This window comes from Xenorhabdus sp. TH1, assembly GCF_037260955.1.
Taxonomy (GTDB): domain Bacteria; phylum Pseudomonadota; class Gammaproteobacteria; order Enterobacterales; family Enterobacteriaceae; genus Xenorhabdus; species Xenorhabdus griffiniae.
On the sequence record NZ_CP147734.1, the window covers coordinates 2,599,551 to 2,611,547 of the forward strand.

General features: G+C 43.8%; 8 protein-coding genes. 4 read left to right on the forward strand and 4 right to left on the reverse strand.

Translation table 11 applies throughout. From position 1 onward, the window contains the following. Positions 1-2 precede the first annotated feature (2 nt). Positions 3-2,186 carry a type I secretion system permease/ATPase gene (locus WDV74_RS11385; RefSeq protein WP_338882916.1) on the forward strand — a complete coding sequence of 728 codons (2,184 nt, stop codon included), beginning with the start codon at positions 3-5 and terminating at the stop codon, positions 2,184-2,186. A 132-nt stretch (positions 2,187-2,318) separates the two neighbouring features. Here WDV74_RS11385 and WDV74_RS11390 read toward each other — a convergent pair whose 3' ends face one another. Beyond that, positions 2,319-2,636 (reverse strand): hypothetical protein, encoded by a 318-nt coding sequence (locus tag WDV74_RS11390; RefSeq protein ID WP_338882918.1) that lies wholly within the window; start codon positions 2,634-2,636, stop codon positions 2,319-2,321. A 348-nt stretch (positions 2,637-2,984) separates the two neighbouring features. Here WDV74_RS11390 and ybfE point away from each other — a divergent pair, with 348 nt between their 5' ends. From ybfE to fur, 3 genes are all read left to right on the forward strand, one after another. Beyond that, positions 2,985-3,275 carry a LexA regulated protein gene (gene ybfE, locus WDV74_RS11395; RefSeq protein ID WP_189758086.1) on the forward strand — a complete coding sequence of 97 codons (291 nt, stop codon included), beginning with the start codon at positions 2,985-2,987 and terminating at the stop codon, positions 3,273-3,275. Positions 3,276-3,449: 174 nt separating this feature from the next. Then, complete coding sequence (gene fldA / locus WDV74_RS11400) at positions 3,450-3,983, forward strand: flavodoxin FldA (protein ID WP_273558227.1); 534 nt, start codon at positions 3,450-3,452, stop codon at positions 3,981-3,983. Positions 3,984-4,164: 181 nt separating this feature from the next. After that, the gene (fur, locus tag WDV74_RS11405; RefSeq protein WP_193848931.1) at positions 4,165-4,614 is read left to right on the forward strand and encodes a ferric iron uptake transcriptional regulator; all 450 of its coding nucleotides are present in this window, start codon (positions 4,165-4,167) and stop codon (positions 4,612-4,614) included. Between the two features lie 141 nt (positions 4,615-4,755). Here the strand turns inward: fur and WDV74_RS11410 are convergent, their stop codons facing one another. The 3 genes from WDV74_RS11410 to nagE form a co-directional block, all read right to left on the reverse strand. Further along, the gene (locus WDV74_RS11410; RefSeq protein ID WP_338885594.1) at positions 4,756-7,386 is read right to left on the reverse strand and encodes a beta-N-acetylhexosaminidase; all 2,631 of its coding nucleotides are present in this window, start codon (positions 7,384-7,386) and stop codon (positions 4,756-4,758) included. A 308-nt stretch (positions 7,387-7,694) separates the two neighbouring features. Further along, entirely contained in the window at positions 7,695-9,362 is a 1,668-nt protein-coding gene (gene glnS / locus WDV74_RS11415; protein ID WP_338882921.1) for a glutamine--tRNA ligase, read from the reverse strand. A gap of 243 nt (positions 9,363-9,605) precedes the next feature. Then, entirely contained in the window at positions 9,606-11,636 is a 2,031-nt protein-coding gene (gene nagE, locus WDV74_RS11420) for an N-acetylglucosamine-specific PTS transporter subunit IIBC (RefSeq protein ID WP_338882923.1), read from the reverse strand. Positions 11,637-11,997: the final 361 nt, after the last annotated feature.

Genomic DNA, 11,997 nt, shown 5'->3' on the forward strand with positions numbered 1-11,997 from the left:
TCATGGCTGATACTTTTACCTTCACCTGTAATACAGATACAGACCAAACAGACGACAATACAATCGGTGAAAATACAAACAATTATGCGCTGGATTGTATCGCCCATTTAGGGAAACAGTTCCACAAGGTGGCTTCTGTCGAACAATTACACCATATTCTGGGTGTGGACTCCCTAACACTGACAGATCCACAGCTACGTGAAGCGGCGGATGCCATTGGGTTACGCAGCAAATTTGAACGCCTGACACCGGATACCGCCGCCACATTACCTTTACCAGCATTGGTTGAATTGGATCAGCGCTGGTGGGTATTGTCAGAAATCCGTCCTGACACATTTACGTTGTTCGATCCTGCCACCGAAAAATATGAAGTGCGTGCATTATTGCACGATGAAAAAACAAGTGGCAGCCAATCTAACCAATACAAGGTGCTATTGGTAGCAGATAAGTCCCTGACCAGGCAGCAGGTTAAATTTGGACTAAGCTGGTTTTATCCCTCTATTTTCAGGCAGAAAAACCAGTTACGGGATATTTTCCTGTTTGCCATCGTGTTACAACTTTTTGCCCTGGCTGCCCCCTTGCTATTTGAAAATGTCATCGACAAGGTATTGGTTGGACGGAGCATTTCCAGCCTGCATGTATTAGGGATGGCGATGCTGGCACTGGCATTGGCAGAACCCCTGTATGGGTTTTTGCGCAATACCGTGTTTGGCCATACGGCCAGCCAAATCAATGCTGAACTCTCCGGCAAGCTGTATCGTCATCTCGTAGGATTGCCCTTACCCTATTTCAAACAACGGCAAACAGGGCAAATTATCGCCAGAGTTCGGGAAATGGCGCAGATCCGCCAGTTTTTGACCGGCTCTACCCTTATGCTGTTGCTTGACCTGATTTTCATCATTCTGTTTCTGGGCGTGATGTTCCACTACTCTTCCCTGTTGACATGGCTCGTCATCAGTTCGTTGGTGCTCTATTTCTTGCTCTGGATCTCCGTCGGCCCCATTATTCGGCGCAAGGTAGAAAAAGAGTATGAAGCCGATGCCAATGCCACCAGCTTCCTGACAGAAGCGGTCACGGGTATTGAAACCATCAAAACCACAGCGACAGAAAAACGTTTTTTGTCCCAATGGCAAAAGGTGTTGAGCCAGCAGTTAATCCAACGCTTTACCGCCCAAAAAAGTGGGCTTGCAGCGGGGCAAGGGATTGAGCTGATCCAAAAAGTGGTTGCTGCCTTGCTGTTGTGGTGGGGAGTCCGAAGCGTACTTGATGGAGATTTGTCCCCAGGTGAGTTAATTGCTTTTAATATGCTGGCAGGGCACGTTACTCAGCCCATCCTAAGACTGGCGCAAGTCTGGCAAGACTTCCAGCACACCCTGATCGCCCTGCGGCGGGTGGGGGATATTCTTGATGAGCCAATGGAAAACAGTAAACAAGGGCTGGCATCAGCCCCCGAACTGGCAGGCCAGATTGAATTCCGCAATATACGCTTCCGCTATCATGCAGATACGCCAGAAGTGCTGGCAAATCTGTCACTGGAAATTAAGGCCGGAGAATTTATTGGTATTACAGGGCCATCGGGTTCCGGCAAAAGTACATTAACCCGCTTGTTACAGCGCCTATATGTGCCACAACACGGTCAGGTTTTGGTGGATGGAATGGATTTAGCGATTGCCGACCCAGTATCATTGCGCCGTAATATGAGTGTGGTTTTGCAGGAAAGCATTCTGTTTTCCGGCAGCATTGCGGACAATATCCGCCTGTGCAAACCCAATGCCAGTGATGAAGAGGTCTATCGGGCGGCAACCTTAGCAGGCGCGGTCGATTTCATTAACGCGTTCCCCCATAAATTTGCGCATCCGGTTGGCGAAAAAGGGGGAAATCTTTCTGGCGGACAACGGCAGCGCATCGCATTGGCAAGGGCGCTACTGAGTGATCCCAAGATCTTGATCCTGGATGAAGCCACGTCTGCTCTGGATTATGAATCTGAAGCGGCCATCATGAGCAACATGGCTGAAATATGCCGAAACAGAACAGTAATCAGTATTGCTCACCGGCTAAATACTCTCCGTCATGCCGATAAGATTTTCGTTTTGGATTTGGGAAAAATCGCTGAATCAGGTTCACATGATGCCTTAGTGCAGCAAGATGGCTTATATGCACAGCTTTGGTATCAACAAACTCAGTGATGATTGAAAATATGAGACTTGTTTCACCTCTGCGTTCATTTCATTATGAAACAAGTCTCTTTCCTTCTTTCAACTCAGAAAAGTAACATGAAAATTATCTAATAAATTTATATCATCGTGGCTAATAGGCCACTATTTCTGTAACATATTTTTAATACTGTCAGTAATCATTCTCTGCTGTGACATAAACTGAAACTCACTAAAACGTTTTCTAGATAATTCATAGCTTCTGGTTTCCTTGACCATTTGCATACATTTATCTGTATCAATCTGGCCTGCCCTGGAAAAGATTTCTTCATAGATTCTATGTATGGTATCAATACTAAATTCTTGCTGCCCCAAGGCCTTACATAACTCATTATTATTTAATGATTTTAAGTTATCAGTCGGAATACCATATGTTGAACAACCAGAAAGAATGGCTGCAGATAATAGTAATATTTTTTTCATAATTATTTGTGTGCTGTGTAAGAAGAAATGCGAGTATACCTTTGTCTCCCTCAGAAAAACCATGTTAAATCCATTAACTCAGCTTGTAGGCACACACTCTGGTCTAACTGCCAAAATTGCTGGGTATGAAGACAATAACGAACGCTTTGCCGAATTTAACAATAAAGTCTGATCTCTTTCTCTGAAAAGGATATTCCGTGGCCGTCTACATTTAAAATATCGATTCTAAATGTAAATGTCATTTGAGCCATCCCAACAATCTCTCCTATCAACTAGTAGCGACACGCGTCCAGCTAAGGTATTATTGCCCGCTATATTATTGGTACACGCCCATTATCAATTGAATTTATGGCAAAAGAACAAACTGATCGCACCACACTGGATTTGTTCGCAGATGAACGCAGGCCTGGGCGACCTAAAACAAATCCACTGTCCAGGGATGAACAGCTTAGGATCAATAAACGCAACCAGTTGCGACGAGATAAAGTCAGAGGATTGCGTCGAGTGGAACTCAAACTTAATGAAGATGCCGTCGCAGCACTAAATCATCTGGCAAAACAGCGCAACATTAGCCGCAGTGAATTGATTGAACAAATGCTATTAGCCCAACTGACAGAAAAAAATCACCTTGCCGATTAACGGCTTTTATTAAACACAACGAAGCGGTGTCACCACACAAATCTGACAGATTTGTCATGGATGTTTGGTCAAAATAACGCTTTTCATGTTACTGAAACTGACATTTTTCTAGCTGATTTCAGCGTGATGTGTATAGATTTAATACACAAATAAAACAAGAGGTTAACCCATTTTATGGCAATAATAGGTATATTCTTCGGCAGTGATACAGGCAACACAGAGAACATCGCCAAAATGATCCAAGAAAAATTGGGCGGTGCTGATGTTGCTGAAGTCCACGATATTGCCAAAAGCAGCAAAGAAGACATTGAAGCCTTCGATATTCTGCTGCTTGGCATCCCAACCTGGTATTACGGTGAAGCTCAATGTGACTGGGATGATTTCTTCCCAACACTGGAAGAGATCAACTTCGACGGAAAACTGGTTGCTTTGTTCGGCTGTGGTGATCAGGAAGATTATGCAGAATACTTCTGTGACGCTATGGGCACCATTCGCGATATTATTGAACCTCGTGGTGCCATTATTGTAGGTCACTGGCCAACCGAAGGATATCATTTTGAAGCGTCTAAAGGTATGGCAGACGATAACCATTTTATTGGCCTGGCCATTGATGAAGATCGTCAACCTGAATTGACAGATGAGCGCGTTGAAAACTGGGTGCAGCAGATCAAGGCTGAAATGAGCCTGTCAGAGATCCTAGGCGCTTAAGCTTAATAAGAAGAGAAAAGCCCTTTCAGGCAGGATTATTCTTGCATAATGTGTCATGATATATGAATAGGCATGGTTTTCATTTTTAATATCCATGCCTATAATCAGCAACATGAAACTCCCTCACGATACCCCCAAGTATCATAAGTGCACTTAACTCAAGTTACAGGACTGAATCCGCATGACCGACAACAATAAAGCATTGAAAAATGCTGGACTTAAAGTAACACTTCCGCGACTGAAAATTCTGGAAGTGCTACAGGACCCAGAATGCCATCATGTCAGTGCGGAGGATCTCTACAAAAAACTGATTGATATCGGTGAAGAGATTGGCCTCGCCACTGTCTATCGCGTGTTGAACCAGTTCGATGATGCTGGCATTGTCACACGCCACAATTTTGAAGGCGGTAAATCGGTTTTTGAACTCACTCAGCAACATCACCATGACCATCTGATTTGTCTCGACTGCGGTAAAGTCATTGAATTTAATGATGAGTTCATTGAAGAGCGTCAGAAAAACATTGCTGAACGTTATGGAATCAAGCTCTCAAACCACAGTCTTTATTTATACGGCCACTGTGCTGATGGTGATTGCCGCAAAGATAGCGCGCTTCATGATGAAAAAGCATGATAAACAAGCGCTGACAATGAAATAATTGCAACCATTTGCTTCTGCAATTTATTCACCTAAATAAGCAACCTGCCGATTAATTATCAAGTTAATCGGCAGGTTGCTTATTCAATTTATTGCCCTCACATCTCCAGACAACCGTTAGAGCTTAACTTCATCTATACGGCTAAAACGGCTTCTATCAGTATTGACAGAGCGAATTTTCACATTGCCGCTGACATGAGGCCGTTGTCTGTCATTATAATCCTGCCATGTTCTTCCATTATCCAATGAGTATTGGATAACCACCCCTGGTAATGCGATATTCGCTTCTAGTATTCCAGAAACAATTCTGCCGCCCGGCACAGGCAAACGATATGTGATTTTAGCCCTGTCCAGCCTAGCCAGCTCACGCTGTCCTATCAGATTGGCAAAGCGTTCCCAATCTTGTTGCAAGAGAGCAATATCAACATAATGCGTTATTCCACCTTTATATTCCCTGCCCTGTTGATAATTCTGCTCCCATTCAGCTTGGTGCCATGCCCGTTCCGCCAGCGGCAATAAGCGTGGATAGATCATATATTCCATTTGTTCATCGGTACGCACGGTTTCACTCCATGATTGTCCCGATATGCCATAAGCTCCCGGCCAGCGTTTATTACTATGGGTATTAAAGTGATAGCCATCACGATCCACCGAAGTCTCAGCATTTTGTGGCATATTGTTCGGGGCAAAGCTGAAAATTTTCGCCTCATCATTAAAGCGCGTTGCCCAATAGTAGCCCCGCTCTTTCGGATGAACTTCATATGGCATATCCAGATAAACATAATCAGGACTGGAAACAACAACCCGATAACCCTTATTCGCCCAGTCATTGGCAGAATCGTAGCCTCCCCAATACAGGGTATCCCAGAAGTTCACTGCTACATGTTTAGTCGCGAAATCTTTTGCCGATTTGGCATATTTTAGGCCATCCTGCCATGCCTGCATGGTGCTGATACCGTGGGCATTGACGATTTTGCTGACTTCAATGGCAAAATAACTGGCAAGTTCATCAACATCTTTAATGACGCCTTGCGCTATCATCTTCTGACAAGCCTGAGATTTTGCCCACGGCTTGTCTTCAATTTTCTGGTTGATAATCCCCTTACCTGGCACAATCGGTTCATCTTTATCCTGATATCCAGCACCCAAACGAATATTTTTTGCCTCATCCCCACCAAAATGCCATGTATTCAACGGCAGGCCGGCCGCTTTATGCATGGCAACAACTTCGCTAATTACTTTATCGACAAACCGTTTTGAAGAGTCCATACACGGGTTAAGATAACTGTGACGATCATAGAACTGCACTGAGGTTGTATTCGAGGTATCTGTCGGATCAAGCAGACGATACTCATTAGCTTCCTGCTCTTTGCCCTGTGCCATAAGCCGCTTATAGCGTGCTTCCATCGACATCACTGCGGCACGAGCATGGGCGGGGATATCAATTTCTGGGATCACTTCTATCTGGTGGGCTTTGGCATAATGCAAAATATCAATGTAATCCTGGCGGCTAAAATAACCACTTCCCATGTTGTTGCTATCTGGCCCTGATCCCAACTGCGGCAATAAGCATTGAGTCTCACTTAGATCATGACAGCGTTGACTACCGATTTCTGTCAATTCCGGTAAACCAGGGATCTCCAAACGCCAGCCTTCATCGTCACTTAAATGGAAATGGAATTTATTCAGTTTATAGCGGGACATTTGATCAAGCAGACGCAGGACAGCTTCTTTACTATGAAAATTTCGTCCAACATCAAGGAACACTCCACGATATTCAAACCGTGGTGCATCTTTTGCCGTCAGTGTCGCAATCTTTGGCATACCATTGGCAGGAAGTAAGAAAAACAGTGACTGCAAGCCATAGAATACGCCAGATTGATCAAACGCGACGATTTGTGTTCCTTTGGTAGTAATCTCCAATGAATACGCACCGTTTACTCTCCAGGACTTGGTAAATTGGTTTGCGTTGATCTGGGTCGCTATTCGATAACCGTTATCTGTTAAAGGAATATCACGGGCTTTGAAATACTCCTTGATCACGTTAATAGATTCGCCACTCAACCCACCCAACTCTAATTTCACGCCACGAGATAAATCCACGTCCTGGGAATGAACGGAAAGGACTTTCGGTGTCGGAATAATCTGTCCTCGCAGCTTATCTTCACTGATTATTGCCACCTGTTGGTTTTTTGCAAAGCGGTTTTCAGGTGTCATCAGGATATTGTTATCCGCGGTGGTTCGTTTCCACTGTTCACCTTCCAGATCGGATAAAAATTGGCTGATGTTCTCCGTATCAGTATTTACCAAGACCTTGAGCCTTGCATCACCGGAAGTCGCATACCAACGCGGCATAAAATCCGTACTGTAAATTTGCCAATATTCACCAATAATCGGTAACACGACCTTTTCATTGGCTTTGATGCCCGTAAATTTTTTCGTCGGTTCCAGTTTATGTAAGTCACCCGTAACATGAGTGATTTTATATTGATCATTATCCAGTTTCAGTATTTGGCGAATACTGTGAAAATAGGGCGCCCAATCAGAAGAGTTGATTGCCTGCTCACCATTGCTCAAGATGATATTGACTCGATTACAGGCCGCCGAATCAGCGCCAAGAATGGCACAATCTGTACCATGTGAACCCGCCTGATTATCAATGACGTTGAAATTGACTTTTAACTGGCTCAGCAAATCCACGATCTGCTGTGATGACATTGATTGCGACGGTGACATTGGTGATATCATTTCTGTATGAGCGTTACCTATAAATCCAACTACCGTGATGAATACTGCCAAAGTACGTAATTTAATAGGTTTCATAAATTACCTCGTCCGAACTTATTATTTTTCGATGGGTAAATTTTGGGGCAAAATTTTTGGGTAAATAGCGTACAAATTTGGTCAGGCAATAACCCTATATAATATGGGACTATAAGGCAATTTCTAATCTTAGCTGAAGGAGTTAATTTTCATTACGAGGCTATCAGGCACAAAAAAGCGTGAAAATAATCACGCTTTTTTGTGTACGAGGTCACATTATCTTGGTGAGATGATTACTCTTGTGAGATTTTTGCCCAAGTATCACGCAGGCCAACTGTACGGTTAAAGACCAGATGTTCCGCACTTGACAAGCGGCTGTCAGCACAAAAATAACCTTCACGCTCAAACTGATAGGTTGTTTCTGGCAATGCATTTGCCAACCCTGGTTCGACAAATCCTTTACGGATCACCAGCGATCCTGGATTGATAGTAGACAAGAAGTCATCTTCTGCCCCTGGATTTGCCACGCTGAACAGACGGTCATACTGATAGAAGTCCGCTGCTACACCGTGTGCAGCACTGACCCAATGAATGACGCCCTTAACCTTGCGACCATCAGCAGGATCTTTGTTCAGGGTTTGCTCGTCATACTGGCAATAAATCGTAGTGATATTACCTTCTGCATCTTTCTCAACCCGCTCTGCTTTAATCACATAAGCATTGCGCAGACGAACTTCTTTGCCCAGAACCAGACGCTTATATTGGCGGTTTGCTTCTTCGCGGAAATCCGCACGGTCAATATACAGTTCGCGGCTGAACGGCACTTCACGGCTGCCCATTTCTGGCTTATTCGGATGGTTAGGCATTGTCAGAATGACTTCACCTTCTGGCATGTTCTCAATCACCAGTTTCACCGGATCAAGCACCGCCATCGCGCGTGGGGCATTTTCGTTCAAATCATCACGAATGCAGGATTCCAGTGCCGCCATTTCAACATTGTTATCCTGTTTAGTCACACCAATGCGGCGGCAGAATTCACGAATAGCAGCCGCAGTATAACCACGACGACGCAACCCAGAGATCGTTGGCATACGTGGATCATCCCAACCATCAACAATCTTTTCTGTCACCAGCTGGTTAAGCTTACGCTTGGACATCACCGTATATTCCAGGTTCAGGCGAGAAAACTCGTACTGACGTGGATGGCAATCAATCGTAATGTTATCCAATACCCAATCGTACAAACGGCGGTTATCCTGGAATTCCAGCGTACAGATGGAATGTGTGATCCCTTCCAGCGCATCGGAAATGCAGTGCGTGAAATCATACATCGGATAGATGCACCATTTATTACCTGACTGATGATGCTCTGCGAATTTGATACGGTAGATGACCGGATCACGCATAACAATAAACGGGGATGCCATATCAATTTTGGCACGCAAACATGCCTTACCTTCAGCAAATTCACCGGCACGCATTTTTTCAAACAGGGCCAGGTTTTCTTCTACGCTGCGATCACGATACGGGCTGTTTTTACCTGGCTCTTTTAAAGTACCGCGATATTCACGGATCTCTTCAGGACTCAGTTCATCGACATACGCCAGGCCTTTATTGATTAATTCAATGGCATATTGATACAGGGTATCAAAATAGTCAGAAGAGTAGCGAATATCTCCACTCCACTGGAATCCCAGCCACTGAACGTCAGTTTTAATCGACTCAACGTACTCGATATCTTCCTTGACGGGGTTTGTGTCGTCAAAACGTAGGTTGCATTGTCCCTGATAGTCTTGAGCGATGCCGAAATTCAGGCAGATCGACTTGGCATGGCCGATATGCAGATAACCGTTAGGTTCAGGTGGGAAACGGGTATGTACGGATGTATGTTTACCAGTTGCCAGATCTTCGTCAATAATCTGACGAATAAAGTTTGTCGGGCGGGCATCTGCCTCACTCATCGTTTTTTTCCTCAATGCAAAAAGCGCTTTAACATAACCCTCTATAATCTAATAAGCTGAACCGAGAAACAATACTTTGTTCGTGGGAAATGGCGGAATGGGTAAAGTTAGTACGGAAAAGCGAGAATAACCCCAGATGACGACTCCCAGAAACATATTTAGCTATGTTCCCGGGAAATTGTTTATTTATGTCTCAACTCAGTTTGTTAACTCTTTATGACATAAAATATTATGTGCATTCACTTATTGCATTACTTGAAATAAGTCTGACTTATTAGCGATTACATTTCCTTTAGCCAGAATTTTCACACCAGCATAATCATCAATATTGCTGATAATCACAGGACTGACCATCGATTTGGCATGTGCATTTAAGTAATCAAGATCTAACTTCAATAGAGGATGCCCTATTTTCACTTGTTCCCCTTCTTCCACCAAACGCTCAAATCCTGTGCCATTCAGTGAGACTGTATCTATGCCGATATGAATAATGATCTCAATACCGCTATCCGTTTCAATACATACCGCATGGTTGGTATCAAATATCTTCACAACCTTACCCGCAACAGGAGCAAAAACCGTATCCGATGTGGGTTTTATGGCAATCCCATCACCGACTAATTTGCTGGAAAAGGCTTCATCAGGAACATCTTCCAATTTGACCAATTCACCTGTGACAGGAGCAACTAAAGTCAAAATAGGTTTACCTGCTTGTTTGTCCTCTTTTTCCACCAAAACATCGGTCTCAGACTTGAGAGTGACTTCTGCCGCTGCAACATAACCTTTTTCCAGAATTTCTTTCATCATACTGGATATCAATTCTGCACGTGTACCAATAATAATCTGGACACTCTGCTTATTCAGGCGGATAACACCTGTGGCACCAAGATGTTTTACCCATTGTTCATTGACCAGGCTAGAATCGTTCACTGATAAACGTAAGCGAGTAATACAAGAGTCAACACTCGTCAAGTTGTCTGAACCACCAACAGCAGCAATGTATTGATGAGCCATTTCATGAATACTCCCCGCTGAATGGCTCTCTTTTTTCGCCATATCGGTATCATAACCATCAGTTTCATCCGTGGCCGATAATTCACGTCCCGGCGTCATCAAATTAAACTTTTTGATGGTGAAACGGAAAACCACATAATAAAGGCAGAAGAATACCAAACCCTGCGGGATCAACATGTACCAATGAACCGCCAACGGGTTACGGGAGGAAAGTAACATATCGACAAGCCCAGCACTAAAGCCAAAACCGGCAATCCAATGCATGGTAGCCGCGATGTAAACCGAAATCCCAGTCATGACCGCATGTAACACATAAAGTACTGGTGCAACAAACATGAACGAAAATTCAAGTGGCTCAGTTACGCCTGCAAAGAAAGACGCAAATGCCCCAGCCATCATAATACCGGCAACCTTGGCTCTATTCTCCGGACGAGCACAGTGGTAAATCGCTAATGCTGCCCCTGGCAAACCGAACATCATTATCGGGAAGAAACCCGCCTGATAACGACCAGTAATCCCCATGACAGCAGTGCCTGCTTCAATGGATTTCTGTCCACCAAGAAAGTTAGGAATATCATTGATACCAGCGACATCAAACCAAAATACGGAGTTCAGAGCATGGTGCAAACCAATCAGTATCAACAGACGATTGAAGAAGGCATACAAACCTGCCCCAACAGACCCCAGATTGGTGATGCTTTCACCGAATGCTACCAACCAGCCATAAACTACTGGCCAAATAAACATCAAGATGAAAGACACAACAATCATCAGGAAGGAGTTCAAGATAGGGACTAAACGACGACCACTAAAGAAAGACAGTGCTTGTGGTAGCTCCACATTACTGTAACGATTATACAACTCAGCAGAGAAGACACCCACCAAGATCCCAACAAATTGGTTATTAATCTTACCAAATGCTTTTGGGACTTCCTCAATCGGAATCCCCTTAATCATTGCCACCGCGGCCGGAGAACATAGTTGCATGACAACAATAAATCCGATAAGACCTGACAGTGCAGCAGCGCCATCTTTATCTTTCGACATTCCATAGGCTATCCCAATCGCAAACAACATTCCCATATTGTTGAGAATGGAAGTACCTGACGTGATAAACAGTGCCGCCAACTCATTATCAGCCCCCCATCCCGTTGGATCAATCCAATAACCTACACCAACCAATATTGCCGCTGCGGGCAATGTTGCCACCGGCACCATTAATGCCCGGCCAATCCGTTGTAAGTAGCTCAGAATATTCACTTATGCCCCCTTAAAGCTCTGTTGATGGAGTCTTTTAGTTAATTAATGACGTTGTGCCATCACTTATGTATTTATTGTTAAAACGTTTTTAGTCTAAAAAAAATATTTTTCATCGCAAATTAAATCCGTCTGATATGTGATTAAAGTCACTTGATTTGATAAATTTTTAATCAAAAATCTAGCTATCACGCAAAACTTATTTTATTATTAAAAATATGTATATTGCATTAGATGCGACAAAACCCTACTTAGAGAAAGGGCTATGTGTCGTCTTGTCACATTGCTATCACGCACCACTTTGATATCTCAAAATCATGTGTATCGTGCATAATTCTCATAATTAATTTATTGAATGTTTTTA